This is a genomic window from Faecalitalea cylindroides ATCC 27803 (assembly GCF_000469305.1).
Classification (GTDB): Bacteria; Bacillota_I; Bacilli_A; order Erysipelotrichales; family Erysipelotrichaceae; genus Faecalitalea; species Faecalitalea cylindroides.
Genome location: NZ_KI271017.1, coordinates 25059 through 40612 on the forward strand (window position 1 = coordinate 25059; position 15554 = coordinate 40612).

Annotated in this window: 12 protein-coding genes; 4 read left to right on the forward strand and 8 right to left on the reverse strand. The window is 36.1% G+C overall.

What is annotated here, in order from left to right:
• Positions 1–3: 3 nt before the first annotated feature.
• Positions 4–2538, forward strand: coding sequence for a heavy metal translocating P-type ATPase (locus HMPREF0367_RS06590; RefSeq protein ID WP_187365572.1), 2535 nt, complete (start codon positions 4–6; stop codon positions 2536–2538).
• Positions 2539–2586: 48 nt separating this feature from the next.
• On the opposite strand, the gene nrdG is transcribed toward HMPREF0367_RS06590, so the two are convergent.
• The 4 genes from nrdG to nrdD all read right to left on the reverse strand — a co-directional run bounded on the left by nrdG (position 2587) and on the right by nrdD (position 6672).
• Positions 2587–3108, reverse strand: coding sequence for an anaerobic ribonucleoside-triphosphate reductase activating protein (gene nrdG / locus HMPREF0367_RS06595; protein ID WP_035402558.1), 522 nt, complete (start codon positions 3106–3108; stop codon positions 2587–2589).
• 70 nt (positions 3109–3178) lie between these two features.
• Positions 3179–3775, reverse strand: a complete 597-nt coding sequence (locus tag HMPREF0367_RS10080; RefSeq protein ID WP_051335204.1) for a helix-turn-helix transcriptional regulator — start codon at positions 3773–3775, stop codon at positions 3179–3181.
• A 12-nt stretch (positions 3776–3787) separates the two neighbouring features.
• Positions 3788–4381 carry a helix-turn-helix transcriptional regulator gene (locus tag HMPREF0367_RS10085; RefSeq protein WP_051335205.1) on the reverse strand — a complete coding sequence of 198 codons (594 nt, stop codon included), beginning with the start codon at positions 4379–4381 and terminating at the stop codon, positions 3788–3790.
• A gap of 116 nt (positions 4382–4497) precedes the next feature.
• Entirely contained in the window at positions 4498–6672 is a 2175-nt protein-coding gene (nrdD, locus tag HMPREF0367_RS06615; RefSeq protein WP_035402498.1) for an anaerobic ribonucleoside-triphosphate reductase, read from the reverse strand.
• 270 nt (positions 6673–6942) lie between these two features.
• On the opposite strand from nrdD, the gene HMPREF0367_RS06620 reads away from it, so the two are divergent.
• Positions 6943–8580 (forward strand): putative manganese-dependent inorganic diphosphatase, encoded by a 1638-nt coding sequence (locus tag HMPREF0367_RS06620; RefSeq protein WP_035402501.1) that lies wholly within the window; start codon positions 6943–6945, stop codon positions 8578–8580.
• Positions 8581–8628: 48 nt separating this feature from the next.
• Complete coding sequence (locus HMPREF0367_RS06625; RefSeq protein WP_035402504.1) at positions 8629–10164, forward strand: nitrite/sulfite reductase; 1536 nt, start codon at positions 8629–8631, stop codon at positions 10162–10164.
• On the opposite strand, the gene HMPREF0367_RS06630 is transcribed toward HMPREF0367_RS06625, so the two are convergent.
• Genes HMPREF0367_RS06630 through hemC form a run of 4 tightly spaced genes read right to left on the reverse strand, consistent with a single transcriptional unit; the run spans position 10144 to position 13958 of the window.
• Positions 10144–10692: a biotin transporter BioY gene (locus HMPREF0367_RS06630; RefSeq protein WP_035402507.1), complete on the reverse strand. Its 549-nt coding sequence runs from the start codon at positions 10690–10692 to the stop codon at positions 10144–10146. The two genes, HMPREF0367_RS06625 and HMPREF0367_RS06630, sit on opposite strands and share 21 nt — an antisense overlap.
• Positions 10670–11692 carry an NAD(P)-dependent oxidoreductase gene (locus tag HMPREF0367_RS06635; RefSeq protein WP_035402510.1) on the reverse strand — a complete coding sequence of 341 codons (1023 nt, stop codon included), beginning with the start codon at positions 11690–11692 and terminating at the stop codon, positions 10670–10672. The genes HMPREF0367_RS06630 and HMPREF0367_RS06635 overlap by 23 nt, the downstream gene beginning before the upstream one ends.
• The gene (gene cobA / locus HMPREF0367_RS06640; protein ID WP_035402513.1) at positions 11689–13080 is read right to left on the reverse strand and encodes a uroporphyrinogen-III C-methyltransferase; all 1392 of its coding nucleotides are present in this window, start codon (positions 13078–13080) and stop codon (positions 11689–11691) included. Before cobA ends, HMPREF0367_RS06635 begins: the two co-directional genes overlap by 4 nt.
• Positions 13077–13958, reverse strand: a complete 882-nt coding sequence (gene hemC / locus HMPREF0367_RS06645) for a hydroxymethylbilane synthase (RefSeq protein ID WP_051335206.1) — start codon at positions 13956–13958, stop codon at positions 13077–13079. The genes cobA and hemC overlap by 4 nt, the downstream gene beginning before the upstream one ends.
• Before the next feature lie 192 nt (positions 13959–14150).
• Between hemC and HMPREF0367_RS06650 the strand changes: the two genes are divergently transcribed.
• Positions 14151–15467 carry an ATP-binding protein gene (locus HMPREF0367_RS06650; RefSeq protein WP_035402516.1) on the forward strand — a complete coding sequence of 439 codons (1317 nt, stop codon included), beginning with the start codon at positions 14151–14153 and terminating at the stop codon, positions 15465–15467.
• Positions 15468–15554 lie beyond the last annotated feature (87 nt).

Sequence of the window (15554 nt, forward strand, 5' to 3'; positions counted from 1 at the left end):
GTGGTGCTTTTGAAGGAGCAACAGTTTGATGTTGGAGGTATGACATGTGCAGCATGTCAGGCTAACGTTGAAAAATGTGTATTAAAATTAGATGGTGTTAAAAATGTCGATGTATCCTTATTGTCGAATTCTATGAAAGTTGAATATGATGAAGACAAGGTGGATGAAGACAAGATTAGTTTAGCGGTAGAAAATATTGGATATAGTGCAAGCGCAAAGGGCAAGAAAAAAGAAAGTGAAGGTTTTAAAAAGGAGTGGGATGATCGTCAAAAGCGAGTACAGGACGAACAAAAACACGCCAAACAAAGATTGGTGTATTCTTTGATCCTGCTGGTGCCTTTGATGTTGATTGCGATGGGGCCCATGATGGGGATCCCAATTTTGGCAGGCGAAGAAAATGCGATGATTTCCAGCATCACCCAGCTTTTACTAGCAACAATTATCTTATTTATCCAGAATCATTTCTTTGTGCATGGATTTAAAGCGTTGATAAAAAGAGCGCCAAATATGGATTCATTGGTTGCGATTGGTTCTTTAGCTTCATATGTATATGGTTTATATTCTGTATATAGGATGGCATATGGTTTTGGCTATGGAAATATGGAAATGGTACATCATGCGATGCATGCCTTATATTTTGAATCAGCAGCTATGATCGTAACATTGGTCAGTGTTGGGAAATATTTAGAATCTAGATCCAAATCAAAAACAACGGATGCCTTAAGCAAGTTGGTTGATCTGGCACCAAAAAGTGCTACGGTCATTCGCGATGGAAAAGAGATCTTGGTATCGGCATCAGAAGTGATGCAGGGGGATATCGTAGTCATCAAACCAGGCCAAAAGATTCCCGTTGATGGAAAGATCATTTCAGGAACTGGGTATGTAGATCAATCCACTATTACTGGTGAAAGCATTCCAGTTGAAAAACAACCGGGGGATATGGTTATTTCCGCAACCTTAAATCAAAATGGTTCATTTAAATTTGAGGCATTAAAAGTTGGTGATGATACGACCCTGGCACAGATCATTCGTCTTGTGGATGAGGCTGGAAATTCTAAGGCTCCAATTGCTAGATTGGCTGATAAGGTAAGTGGAATCTTTGTGCCGATCGTTATTGGGATTGCCATTGTAACTGCAATCGTCTGGTTGGCATTAGGACAAAGTTTTGAATTTGCTCTATCTAATGCGATCAGTGTGTTGGTTATTTCCTGTCCTTGTGCTTTAGGCTTGGCTACACCGGTAGCCATTATGGTAGGAACGGGTAAAGCAGCCAGCCAGGGTATCTTGATTAAATCAGCTCAAAGTCTAGAAACATTACATAGTGTAGATACGATCGTTTTAGATAAAACAGGTACGATTACTTCAGGAAAACCATTGATTCAAAATATTGTCAAATATAAAGATATGTCAGATGATGCTTTTCTTACTTTAGCAGCATCGATTGAACAGGGAAGTGAGCATCCTTTAGCTTTGGCTATCTTAAGCAAGGCAAAACAAAAACAACTTTCTTTAAAGAGTGTTGAAGAATTTGAAGCTGTTGGAGGAAAAGGAGTCAAGGCAAAGATAGATGGGCAAACATATTTTGCTGGGAATTCGGTTTTTATCAAAGAAAATGGAATTTCCTTTAATGAAAAAGATATAGAAAAACTGGCAGATGAAGGAAAGACACCTTTGATCTTTACGGATGAAACAGAAGCGCTTGGAATCATTGCGGTTGCCGATACGATTCGTAACACCAGCAAGGCAGCTATTCAAGAATTCAAACGAAAAGGTCTTCATGTTGTTATGTTGACCGGAGATAATCAAAGAACAGCTAAAGCGGTTGCCCAAGGATTGCATATCGATGAAGTGATCTCGGATGTATTGCCGGCGGATAAAGAAAGTGTCATTCGAAGATTACAAAGTGAACAGCGTAAAGTTATGATGGTTGGAGATGGTATCAATGATGCACCAGCCTTGATGCGTGCAGATATTGGTGTTGCCATTGGACAGGGAACCGATATTGCGATTGATTCGGCAGATATCGTCTTGATGAAAAATTCATTATTGGATGTGAATACCGCAATAGATCTTAGTACATCTATCATTCGTAATATCAAGATGAATCTATTCTGGGCTTTCTTCTATAACTTTTTAGGAATCCCAGTTGCAGCTGGTGTCTTCTATCCATTATTTGGGTGGTTGTTATCGCCGATGATTGGTTCAGCTGCCATGTCTTTAAGTTCAGTTTGTGTTGTGACAAACGCATTGCGTTTACGTTTCTTTAAGCCTAGTGTAATTAATGTAAAAGATGAAGAAACTATCATAGAAAAGGAGGAAGTAAAAACTATGAAGAAAACTATGATCGTGGATGGAATGATGTGTCAAAATTGTGTAAGACACGTTAAAAATGCTTTGGAAGGTGTGGATGGTGTAATCAGTGCCAATGTAGATCTTGATTCTAAATCAGCTGAAATTGAGATGAGTCAGGAAATCGCTGATGAAGTTTTATTCAATGCGGTAAAAGAAGAAGGATATACACCTGTAGAAATTCGTTAGTAATAAAAAATTCGATGACGCAATTATAGCGAAATCGAATTTTTTTTGTTATTCAAGATAAAGAATGACTTCTTGTTCTTTTAATGATTTTTTCATATCGATAACTCTTTGGTTTTCGCTTCCGCGAAAAGCTAGAGAGATATTCTTTTTGGCTTCAATAAATGGACCATCCACCAAAACATCTAGATACGATAACATTTCATCTGTCACTTCACAATGCTTTCTGCCGCCATCCAAAAGATCCTGGTCCAAGACAAATCCTGTGTAGCTCCAAATAGTTTTGTTTGGAAGTTCTTCACGTACTCTTTTTAATAGGTGGACCAATTCTCTTTGATTCTCGGGTTCGAATGGTTCGCCCCCTAGAAGTGTTAAGCCGCTGATATAGGGAGCTTTTAAAGCTTCGATGATTTCATCTTCTGTTTCTTTTGTATATGGTTTTCCATAGTTAAAGTCCCATGTTTCCGGTTGAAAACAGTTTAAACAATGGTTGGTGCATCCAGATACAAACAAGGTTACACGAACGCCTTCGCCATCGGCAATATCGTATTTTTTTATATTTCCATAATACATAACCGTTATTGATATCACATGTATGATTTGTGATTTCCTCCTTGGTTTCATTATACCAAATTCAATATCATTATTCTTTATATTTGCGCATGATCTTATCGATAAAAGCTTTGATTTGTTTGGCTTCGTTATAGCCTTTGATGTGAATGTCACTTTGAACACGGGTTGGTTGGTTGCAGGTATAGATTCCTAATACTGAATTGTCTTTCATGGTGATTTTTAGACCGACATAGAAAGATCTTTCCAGAATATTGGCTTGTGTCATCCATTCAACACCAGCTACGATAATGTGCTTAAAAGGCTCTTCTTTTCCTTTGTGATGAGCAGCCTCGTTTAGGATCTCACATTTTTTGATTTGGCGATAGTCATAAGTTCCTTTGGTTCCGTTTAAGATGATCATTGTTTTATCTCTTTTATTAAAGATGACTTCATCAAAGACTTTCAGTGATTCTTTTTTGCCTATTGAAAGATCGTTATAGATCAAATTATGGGTTTCTACATGATAAAAATCAGCATACTTCTGGATCATCTTAAAGTCCGGTTTGGATTTTCCGGTTTCATGATTGGATATCGTTTGATGAGTGACAAATAATAGGTTAGCTAAAGTGGCTTGTGATAAATTTTGTTGGTTTCTTAGATATTTAAGATTGTTGGATAAGTAAGTCATAGGATCACATCCTTAGTTATTATATGTTTTGATTATTTTATCGATAAATTTTTTGATTTCTTCTGCTTTGGCATGATCGATTCTATATTGATCGGTTCCACTGTACGTTTTTTCTTTAGAGGTATAGATGGCTAGTTCTGTTTTGTCTTTTAAGATGATTTTTAAGCCGATGTAGAAGGTTGGTTCAAATAAGATTCTTGATTGGATCTTTCGATCAATAAAAGTATGTGTAAAAGGTTTTTCCTTTCCTTTGTAGCGGGCATCTTCGTTTAAGATCTTGCAGGCGATGCAGTTTCGATAATCATAAGTTCCTTTTGTACCGTTTAGGATGATCATCGTCTTATCTCTTTTATCAAAGATCACTTCATCGAAAATAACTTTTGTTCGATGGTTGTGCTTAGAAAGATCTGTGTGGATCAAATCTTGAAAGTTTACATCGTAGAATTTGGTGTAGGCATGGATTGTATCGAGATCTGGTTGGGATTTTCCGGTTTCATGATTGGAAATGGTTTGATGGCTGACATAAAGTTGTTTGGCTAATTCATCTTGGGAATAGTTATGTAATGTTCTAAGATACTTTAAATTGTTTGCTAGATTGGTTGACATAAAGATGACCTCCTTTCTTTACTACATCATAATACAGGTTTGATTCTTTTGTCATGCAAAGAATCTTTGCATAGAAAAAGACCTTTGATTTCGGGGATCAAAGGTCTTCTAGGGGGTTATAGATGCATTACGCGTTCTTTGATTTCTTGTGTACGTCCCTGGTTCCAGAACTGAGTTCCGATATAACCGCATGTACGTCTTGCGACATTCATCTTTTCCTGATCGTGGTTTCCACAGTTTGGACATTCCCAGATCAATTTATGGTTTTCATCTTCTACGATCTGGATTTCACCGCTGTAGCCACATACCTGGCAATAATCGCTCTTTGTGTTCAATTCAGCATACATGATGTTTTCATAGATGTGCTGCATGATTGCCAATACGGCGTCGATGTTGTTTTCCATGTTTGGAACTTCTACATAAGAGATGGCTCCACCTGGAGAAAGTTTCTGGAACTGTGCTTCAAATGTTAATTTATCGAAAGCGTTGATTTCTTCCGTAACATGAACGTGATAACTGTTTGTGATATAGTTTTTATCCGTTACATGAGGAATGATACCAAAACGTTCCTGCAAACATTTAGAGAATTTGTATGTTGTAGATTCCATTGGTGTTCCATAGATACTGAAATCGATATTTTCTTCGGCTTTCCATTTAGCACATGCATCGTTTAGATACTGCATTACTTTTAAGCCAAAAGATGTTCCTGGTTCTTCTGTGTGTGGTCCGCCTGTCATGTAGTATACACATTCGCATAATCCGGCGTATCCTAATGAAATTGTAGAATATCCATTAAATAGCAATTTGTCGATTGGTTCACCTTTTTCAAGACGAGCTAAAGCACCATTTTGCCAAAGGATTGGTGCTACATCGCTTGGTGTTCCTAACAAACGTTTATGACGGCACATCAAGGCTTCTTTACATAGAGCTAATCTTTCGTCCATGATCTTCCAGAAAGCTTCTTCATCACCTTTTGAAGAACATGCTACGTCAACTAAGTTGATCGTAACTACACCTTGGTTGAAGCGTCCATAATATTTAGGTTTGCCGTTTTCATCAACGTATGGAGTAAGGAAAGAACGGCATCCCATGCAAGGATAGCAGTTTCCGTTTCCATTTTTATCTACTTTAAGTTCCAACATCTTCTTTTCAGAGATGTAGTCAGGGACCATACGTTTTGCGGTGCATTGAGCTGCAAGTTTTGTAAGGTGCCAATATTGACTTCCTTCGCGGATATTGTTTTCTTCCAATACATAGATCAATTTAGGGAAGGCTGGTGTAATGAAAACGCCTTTTTCGTTTTTAACACCTTTGATACGCTGTTTTAACATTTCTTCAATGATCAATGCCAAGTCATCGCGTGTCTGTCCTTCTGGTACTTCGTTTAGATACATGAACACTGTTACAAATGGAGCTTGTCCGTTTGTTGTCATCAAAGTAATGACTTGATATTGGATGACCTGTACACCTTTTTCGATTTCTTTGCGTACACGCATTTCAGCGATCTTGTTTACTGTCTCTTCACTTGAATCAAGATTAGAAGCGATCAATTCTTCTTTAACTTCACGTCTTGCCTTTTCGCGACTTACCTGTACAAATGGGGCAAGGTGGGAAAGGGTGATGCTTTGTCCGCCGTATTGAGAACTTGCGACCTGAGCAATGATCTGTGTGGCAATATTACATGCTGTAGAGAAACTGTGTGGTTTTTCAATCATCGTTTCAGAAATGACCGTACCATTTTGTAACATGTCTTCTAAGTTAACCAGACAGCAGTTATGCATGTGCTGGGCAAAATAGTCTGAATCATGGAAGTGAATGATTCCTTGTTCGTGAGCTTCAATTACTTCTTGAGGTAATAGGAATCGTTTTGTTATGTCTTTTGAAACTTCGCCGGCCATGTAGTCACGCTGTACGCTGTTGACTAATGGGTTCTTATTTGAGTTTTCCTGTTTTACTTCTTCATTGTTTCTTTCCAACAAGCTTAAGATCTGCTTGTCTGTTGAATTGGCTTTGCGGACAAGTGCTCTTTCATAACGATATGTGATGTAATTATGCGCTACTGCGAAATAATTTTCGCGCATGATTTCTGTTTCGACCATATCCTGGATTTCTTCTACGCTTGTGCTTCGCTTTAATGATTCAACTTTGTCGGAAACGCGTTTTGATATTTTTAAAATCGTGGCTTCGCTCATTTGGGAATGAGAGGTAGCTTTGTTTGCTTTGCGGATGGCATTTTCGATCTTAGAAATATCAAAAGCGACTTCTTCACCGCTTCTTTTAATAACGTTCATACTAAATCTCCTTATCTTTGTACTACTACTTATACTTAAACACAAAATAGTTGACGGTTCAACTATTTTGACTGTGTACTTAGAGTATACATCGAAATTTTTAAAAAACAACCTTGTATTTTCTCTAAAAAAGTGCATTCCCTTTATATAAAGGGAGGTTGTAAAAAAAGAATTTTAGTTTGTTAAAATGTACAAAAACTATGGTTGAAAGCTTGTAGAAATGTTGCGGTATAAATCACAATACTGTTATAATCAATCTGAGGTAATAGCATGAAAAATGATGAAATTTATGTAATTGGACACAAAAAACCAGATTCAGATTCCATTGTCAGTGCAATAGCTTATGCATATTTATTAAATCAATGTGGGAAAAAAGCTGTTGCGGGACGTTTAGGGGATATAAATGAAGAAACAGCCTATCTTCTTGATCGCTTTGGGTATGAAGAACCTGTATTAATAGAAGATGCAAGAGTTCGTTTATCTGAAATTGAATTAAAACAGGCGGATCATATCTTACCGGATACAACAATTTTTGAGGCCAAAGAAATCATGAACCAGAATCAGGCGCGTATTTTGGGCGTTTTAGATCAAGATCAAAAGTTATTAGGGGTTGTCACAAGAAGTGATTTAGCACTTTTAGGTATGGGAGATACAGCTTTAGGTATTGATTTATTAAAAGAGACACCGATTGAGTTGATGGCAAAGACAATTGAAGGAAAGATCATATATAAGGCAGATGAACACCATGTGAATGGTAAAGTCAGTATTATTGCGCTTTGCAAGACAAAACTGGAACGCTATGAAATACAAGATCGTATCGTTATTATTGGAGATGATCCACAGGGACAAAAAGAAAGCATTGAAAAAGGCGCGGGTATCTTGATTGCGGTCTGGACAGATCATATTGAAGAAGATGTCTTAAAGGCAGCTAGAGAACATAACTGTTCGATCATTATTTCGGGTATTGGAAGTATGAATACTTCACGTTACTTGTATTTCTCGATCCCGGTTAAATTGATCATGCAAAAGAAGATCACATATTTTAAAGAAGATGAGTTTGTCGAAGATGTAATGATCAAGATGAGAGATACGACGTTTAATACATATCCTGTTTTAGATAAAAAAGATTGTTTGATTGGTTATGTTTCCAGATACCATATCATGAATGCGCAAAATAAGAATATTATTATGGTCGATCATAATGAATTCTCTCAATCGGTAAACGGGATTGAAAAAGCCAACTTATTAGAAGTGATCGATCATCATAGGATCCATAATTTTTCTACGCTTTCGCCAATAGCGTTTCGCAATGAGATCATAGGAAGTACAGCTTCGATCATTACATCGATGTTTTTTGAGCGTCATATTGAAATTCCAGAGAATTTAGCGGGCTTACTTTTAGGGGCTATTATTTCTGATGGATTAAATTTTCAATCTCCGACAACGACAAAAAAAGATACAGAGCTTGCCCAACAGTTGGCGATGATATCGCATGAAGATGCAGATGCTCTAGCCTATAAAATGTTTTCGATCACGATGAATCTTCCTAAGAATATCTCTAAAGAAGAATTGATTCAGCGTATTGAAGCAGATATGAAGACTTTTGATATGAAGGGATCAAAAGTATTGATCTCTCAAGTCTTTATATTGGATTTAAGTTCTGTCCGGTCTATTAAAGAAAAGGTGCAGGAAATCTTAGAGGAAATGACAATCAAATATAATGGCGATCTAGTGATCGTAGCTTTTACCAGTATCAAGAAAAAGGGTTCGATCTTATATGGGGCTGGATCGAAAGAAAATTTATTATGGCAGACATTTGGAAAGAAGAATGTATTTGTAAAAGATTTATTATCAAGAAAAAAACAAATCGTACCAGATTTGACGCAGACTTTTAATAAATTTTCATAGTAATAAATATCTGATAAGGTATAATGAAAGAAAGAAATGGAGAAGAATATGAATACATTACGAGAAGAATTATTACAGGAACTTCCTGAATTTGAACGTAAGACCAAACAGTTTATCCAAAAAGAAATTTCTATGAAAGAGTATAAAGGATACAGCGGTGGGTTTGGTTCTTATGCGCAGCGTGGTGGAGAAGCCTTTATGTTGCGACTTAGAATGAATCAGGGACGTATCACAAAAGAAAAATTGAAATTTATCATTGATCAATGTCAAGAACATGGAATTGTGCGTACGCATTGTACGACTTGTCAAACCGTTCAGCTGCATGATGTAAGACCGGAAGCTTTAACGCCGATCATGAAAGAAGCTTTAGAAAAAGATATCGTAACGCGAGGCGGCGGTGGAGATTATCCGCGTAATGTCATGTGTTCTGTATTATCCGGATTGGATCCAGAAGAAGCTTTTGATGTCTATCCTTATGCGAAGGTAGCTGGTGAGTATTTGTTAAGCATCGTAAACAAGTATTCTCTTCCTAGAAAGCTTAAGGTAGCTTTTTCAAACTCCAAAACCAATGAAGTACATGCCAACTTTAGAGATTTGGGATTTATTGCCAATAAGGATCATACTTTTGATGTGTATTGTTGCGGAGGACTTGGAAACAATCCGATGATGGGTGTCAAGGTTGGAGATCATATCGATCCTAAAGATATTCTTTATTATATTAATACAATGGTCTTGATGTTCATGGAGCATGGGGATTATCAAAATCGCGCGAAAGCTCGTTCTAGATATCTTCAGATGAGTCTAGGAAAGGACAGGATCGTAGAGGAATTTCATGAAAAAGTCGAATTAGCCAAGAAGTATCTGGATCATGATGTACATGTAGAAGATGTAGTGATCCAAAAAGAAGGCAAGGAACTAGATGTTATTCCAGATCGTGTGATCAAACAAAAACAATCAGGTTTATATGCGGTGAAATATCATCCATTATGTGGAAATATGAGCCTGGATAAATGGAAAGAACTTTATGATGTGGTCCAGGATATGGATGAAGTTGAACTTCGTTTAACGCCACAGGAAGATATCTATATCGTAAATCTAAACGGAAATGAAGTTCAAAAAGTATTAGAACATACGCAAGATGGGGCTCATACAACGTTTGAAACAAGTGTTTCCTGCATTGGAGCCAGCACATGTCAAGTTGGACTTCGTGATTCTAATAATGTTTTAAAATCTTTGATCGAAGCTTTACGTCCTTATGAGTTTAAAGAAGGAGTTTTACCTCGTGTGTATATTTCTGGATGTCCAAGTTCTTGTGGAACCAATCAGATTGGAGCGATTGGATTACAGGGATTTACTAAGTTGGTAGATAAGAAACCGTATTCGGCATTTAAGATGAGTGTCAATGGATCTTCAGATCTAGAAGATACACAGTTTGGTAAAGAAGTAGGGTTGATCCTGGAAAGTGATATCAATGATTTCTTTATTGAACTTGGTACACTGGTTTCTAATGCCAATGCAACATTTGAAAACTGGCAAAAAGAAAACGCCGACCAGTGGCAGGCGTTACTTGATAAGTATCTGTAGAGTTTTTGCGACTTTGCAGGCAAGAAAACAGATTAATATATCTGGAATGATGGAAACCAAAAATCCGTTGGTTAAAGATAACCATAAAGGAATGCGGGTATTCATCAAGATGGGAAAGGAAAAATAGTAATAGATATTTCCTACTACATAAAAACTGATAAGTCCGGTGAGTCCGACAAGAAAGTATTCTTTCAGACTGACTGGACTTTTTCTTTTGTATGCGATGGCACATATAGTACTGCAGGCAAGAAAACCTAACACAAAGCCAAAGGTTGGTTTCATGATATACTGCAGGCCTCCACCGCTGGCAAAGACAGGAAATCCAAGAAGACCAACCAATATATATGTAAACATACACAAGAATGCATATCTATTGGGAAGACAAAAACCGCATAGAATGGCAGTAAATAACTGCATGGTGATATGCATAGGCATAAATGGGGTTGGAAGGGTAATTTGAATATAGGCTGAAAGGATCATCAGTGCTAAAAAAAGAGCCATGCGACTAAAGAGCTGAATTGACTTCATAGAGTATCCTTTCTATGACTTTAGTATCATCTAGGCAACTAACAAAACGAGCATCAGGATATTGTGATCGTAAAAATGGTGAATCCAACATGCTGACTAAAACGGCATTCTGTGTTTTGCTGGTTGGTTTTGTATGCATGATCAAAGTTTCGCTTTCTTTTATGAACTGATTTGGATTGATTTGTATATGTTGATGATCAAAGCCGAATTGATTGATTGTTTGTGCTCCCTGCATGACATATCGACCTTGTTGCCAAAACAAGAAGACAAAATGAGGTTTAATGTGAAACTCCTGTAGAAGTTTACAAAGTGTTTCTAAATCAATATCCTGGTATTTCTTTGCCAGAAAGAAAGTTGTGCTTGTATATTCTTCAAATTTAGCTTTAGAGCGTTGAATCAGATTTTGACATTGTATTCTTGCCTTTAAAGAAGAGTTTCCATGAAGCAGGTAGATAATGGCCTGCTTGGTTTGAAAGACTTCTTGAAAAAAGCAGAGATGTTGATCATCCAGATTTACAAGATCATGACATAGTGCATGGTCTTGAAGCTTGTTTCGCAAAGTTTCCAGGATTTCTAGACGAGCCTTCCAATCATTGACTATATTCTGATTGGCCACAGGAAAGCTTCCATTGGTATGGCATGACAAGACAAGATGTTTATCGCGTTTAGTCACAGTACTAAACGTATCTTGTTCCTGGTTTTTATTACAGGACATGGCAAGTACATGATGTTTTTTAGCTGTTTGAATAAATTCTTTGTTTACAGATTCATTATTTGTACAGGCAATGGCTAACTTAGCTTTGGCTAATGTATGAATGAAAGTATCTTTGTCTACTTTGTTGATATGTAGTGTGTTAAATTCAGGTTCATATTGTATTGAATGTATATAAATCGTAGCGCCGGCTTCAAGAAATTGTTTGGTTTTCCGTAAGGCAACCTTCCCTCCTCCAAGGATACACACGATCGCATCTTGAAATTCAATATCTAAACAGACTCTCATATGTTTCCTCCAAAGTATTCAAGGATATGCTTTACGATCTCTTGTTTTGAAGATGGCGTCGTATGAATATTTGTAAATCCAAGTTCCTTTGCCTTTTGGTATGTTTTATGCGCATAACAGAAAACTGGAATTGTTTTATCAATGCCTTTTTGATCAAGGATTTCTAATGCTTGTGGACAGCTGATGCCAATGGCATCCAGTTTTACTTCAGGTAAATCAAATTCTATCGGAGCAATTTGATAGGTGCTTAAAGAATCGATTGGGCAATCAACATCTTTTCCTTTTATATAAAGAGCGTTTTTATGCTCCTTTATATAAGTAAACATATCGGATGAATTGGATTCAACATGATCGACTTGTATGGCTCTTCGTTCTAATTCTTCTTGTGTTTTTTTACCAATGCAGAAGATCTTTCTTGAAAATAAGCTTCTTATATCAATGTGATTATATGATAGATGTTGAAAGAAACTTTTAACAGCGTGTTTAGAGCTGAAGATCAATGTATCATATAAGTTCAAATCGACAATTTCATCTGGTATATATATAACATTTGCGACCTGTCTAGAATAGGTAAAGATGCCATATCTTAAAAGCAGGTCTTCAATTGGCCAGGGATTCTCATCGATGCTGGCAAAAAGAACGTTTTTGGCAAAAGCAGGTAACCTTTTTGTGTTATCCAGCAGTGATTGTTCTTTTACGACATTTCCTAATACGATCAACAATGGACTGGTAAAACTATTTAGATCTTTATTCAAGATTTTCTTGAGCGTGGATGTGTATACTTTTTGTTCAGGATAAGTTAGATGTGATCCAATTGCGATTGGAGTATCTTCGCTCATGCCATTGTCTATACATTTTTGAGCCAGTGTCTTGATCTTATGAGAACCCATGAAAAAAATCTGGGTATTTGTTTCCTGAGCAATCTTTTTATAGTCCAGATGATCTTTGCCATCTTGATAATGCATCGTATGCACGATAAAACCAGTAGCAGTATGTCTTTGTGTTACAGGAATGCCAGCATAGCCTAAAGCGCCAATGGCGCTGCTGATTCCTGGGACATATTGACAATTGCATCCATTTTCCAATACATAATGCATTTCTTCGCTTCCTCTGGCAAAAAGATAAGGGTCACCGCCTTTTAAACGAACAACGTTTTTATATTGTTTGTCTTTTTGAACCAAAAGGGTAAAGATATCTTCCTGGGCGCAGGATCTTTGATGTCCTCGTTTTCCTACACAGATGCATTCACAGCCTTTGGAAGCATATTGAAGAAATTCTTTGTTTACAAGATGATCGTATAAAACACAGTCAGCTTGTTCTAATAATTTTTTAGCACCTATTGTTAACATGTCTGGATGATAGCATCCAGCTCCTACAAACCATATCATATATTTTCTTCCTTTATTTTCTTATATATAGAACTTGCTGCTTTGTTGTATTCGATTTTATCAAAAGTCATCGAAACAAATTTACAGTCTTCTATTGTTTCGCCTAGGCAGGCATGAACTTGTAGTTGATCATCTACAAACTTTGCGTAACATCCAATTGGATAATGGCAGCCTGCTTTAGATAAGCTTAAGAATTCTCTTTCTATCTTGGTTTCTAATGTTTGATTGGATGATTGAGATAGTTTTGAAAATAGATCTTTATCTTCTTTTCGTATTTCTAAGGCAATGGTTCCCTGTCCGCAGGCAGGAATGATCATAGATGGATCGAGATATTCATCGATCAAAGAATCAAGATGTAATCGTTTTAGCCCAGCAGCTGCAAGAACGATACCATCGATATCCATTTCTTTGAATTTTTGAATACGTGTCTCAATATTTCCTCTGATATTTGCAAATTGAATATCAGGACGTACATGGTGGATGCAGGCTATTCGGCGAATGCTGCTGGTCGCAAGCACAGCGTTTTTTCTTAGATTTTTTAAGGTTGAGTGATCTTTTGTGATCAGTGCATCTCGTTTATCTTCAAATAAAAATGGTTCAATCAACATTAGACGATCATCTAAAGTAGAACTTACATCTTTTAAAGAGTGCACGGCAATATCAATGTCTTTATTGATCAAAGCTTTTTCAATTTCTTTGATGAAAACACCGGTTTGAGGCATGGCATAAAGTGGTGTTGTTTTATCTTGATCTCCTCTAGTAGATATAGGGATGATTTCAAATTCTAGATTTGGGATGTTTTCTTTGATTATCTTGATTGCAAGTTCTGTTTGAATCATTGCCAATTTTGAATTTCTCGTACCAATTTTAAGTTTCATTTTGTTCTCCGTTTTATCGAATAAATTATAGACAAAATATAGGGGGTAATGCAAATAAGGAGAATAAATAACAAATGTAAATAAATAACAAACTTTAAAAAAGTGTAAAAATGCATAAAAATACATGTAAAAAAATGTATTTTTGCATATTTTTTAAAATTATTATATACTTTTATATATAAAGGAGGCAATATGGAACGAAGCATCTTGAAAAAACTTCACCAATGGAAAAACTCAAAAAAGAAGAAACCTTTAATAATTAAAGGAGCCAGACAAGTTGGAAAAACGTATATTATCCGCCAATTTGGTAAAGAAAATTATCGAAATGTATTAGAAATCAATTTTGAAAGAGATTTAAGTGCACGGGAAATTTTCCAGAAAACGCATGATCCTAAGGAAATATATGAATATTTTACATATTTTGCTTTAGAAGAGAGAATAGATCAAGATACTTTATTGTTTTTGGATGAGATACAGGCTTGTCCAGATGCTTTGACGGCTTTAAAATTTATAGGAGAGGATTTTCCATGTGATATTATTTGTTCGGGCAGTTTATTAGGTGTTGCGATTTCGAGAACTTCTTCGTATCCGGTTCGATATGTTGAAGTGATAGAAATGTTTCCTCTATCATTTATAGAGTTTTTAAATGCATTAGATATCAATGAAACAGTACTTAGGAAAGTTTTTGATTGTGTGAAGAACTGCGAACCGATTCCGGAATTACTGCATGATAAAATGAATGAATATTTTTCTTTATATATGGTTATTGGAGGAATGCCGGAAGTAGTACAAGAATATATTGATTCTCAAGACAAAAAAAATTGTTTAAGAATACAGCGAGCTATTGTAAACGATTATTTGGCTGATATGGTGAAATATTCAGATGCAACTCAGGCAATCAAAATTCGAGAATGCTTTGATTCTATCCCTTTACAGCTTGCAAAAGAGAATCATAAATTTCAATATTCTATGATACGGAAAGGGTATAGTGCGCGGTATTTTGATAATAGTCTTCAATGGTTGAAAGATGCAGGAATCGTCATTCAAACAAATCGCTTAGCACATATAGATTATCCACTCAAGAAAGAAATTGAATTATCTATATTCAAAATATATATGGGAGATACAGGTTTGTTGGTATCTTGTTTTGAGGATCGAGATGTATTGAGAATCATGCAGGGAGAAATTGGTATATATAAAGGAGCAATATACGAGAATGTTGTTTCGCAAATGTTAAAAAGATTGTCAATAAATGCATATTACTATGAACCAAATCAATATACTAAGATAGACTTTGTGATTGATTGCTTGGATGGAATAACGCCAATTGAAGTAAAAGCTGGAAATCATACAACTTTAAAATCGTTTAAAAATTTTGTTGCCAAATATAAGCCGCAATACGCTTTTAGGTTGTCTTCAAAGAATATAGGAAAAGATGAGGAAAATGGTATTTATTTCTATCCTTTATACGCACTAGAATTTAAATTTGATACAGAAGCCCTTAATTAAAATATTATTAAAGAAAAATGGCTCTTCTGTACTAAATGTGGGTATGTATTTTGTAGAAAGAGAATGACTATGTGAGACAGAGCATGT

What these genes read in the sequence shown, in the direction of transcription:
- hemC (WP_051335206.1), bottom strand. Translation starts at nt 13,958, where the DNA reads ATGAAACTTAAAATTGGTACGAGAAATTCAAAATTGGCAATGATTCAA.
- HMPREF0367_RS06650 (WP_035402516.1), top strand. Translation starts at nt 14,151, where the DNA reads ATGGAACGAAGCATCTTGAAAAAACTTCACCAATGGAAAAACTCAAAA.
- HMPREF0367_RS06635 (WP_035402510.1), bottom strand. Translation starts at nt 11,692, where the DNA reads ATGAGAGTCTGTTTAGATATTGAATTTCAAGATGCGATCGTGTGTATC.
- HMPREF0367_RS10080 (WP_051335204.1), bottom strand. Translation starts at nt 3,775, where the DNA reads ATGACTTACTTATCCAACAATCTTAAATATCTAAGAAACCAACAAAAT.
- nrdG (WP_035402558.1), bottom strand. Translation starts at nt 3,108, where the DNA reads ATGTATTATGGAAATATAAAAAAATACGATATTGCCGATGGCGAAGGC.
- cobA (WP_035402513.1), bottom strand. Translation starts at nt 13,080, where the DNA reads ATGATATGGTTTGTAGGAGCTGGATGCTATCATCCAGACATGTTAACA.
- HMPREF0367_RS06630 (WP_035402507.1), bottom strand. Translation starts at nt 10,692, where the DNA reads ATGAAGTCAATTCAGCTCTTTAGTCGCATGGCTCTTTTTTTAGCACTG.
- HMPREF0367_RS06620 (WP_035402501.1), top strand. Translation starts at nt 6,943, where the DNA reads ATGAAAAATGATGAAATTTATGTAATTGGACACAAAAAACCAGATTCA.
- HMPREF0367_RS10085 (WP_051335205.1), bottom strand. Translation starts at nt 4,381, where the DNA reads ATGTCAACCAATCTAGCAAACAATTTAAAGTATCTTAGAACATTACAT.
- nrdD (WP_035402498.1), bottom strand. Translation starts at nt 6,672, where the DNA reads ATGAACGTTATTAAAAGAAGCGGTGAAGAAGTCGCTTTTGATATTTCT.
- HMPREF0367_RS06625 (WP_035402504.1), top strand. Translation starts at nt 8,629, where the DNA reads ATGAATACATTACGAGAAGAATTATTACAGGAACTTCCTGAATTTGAA.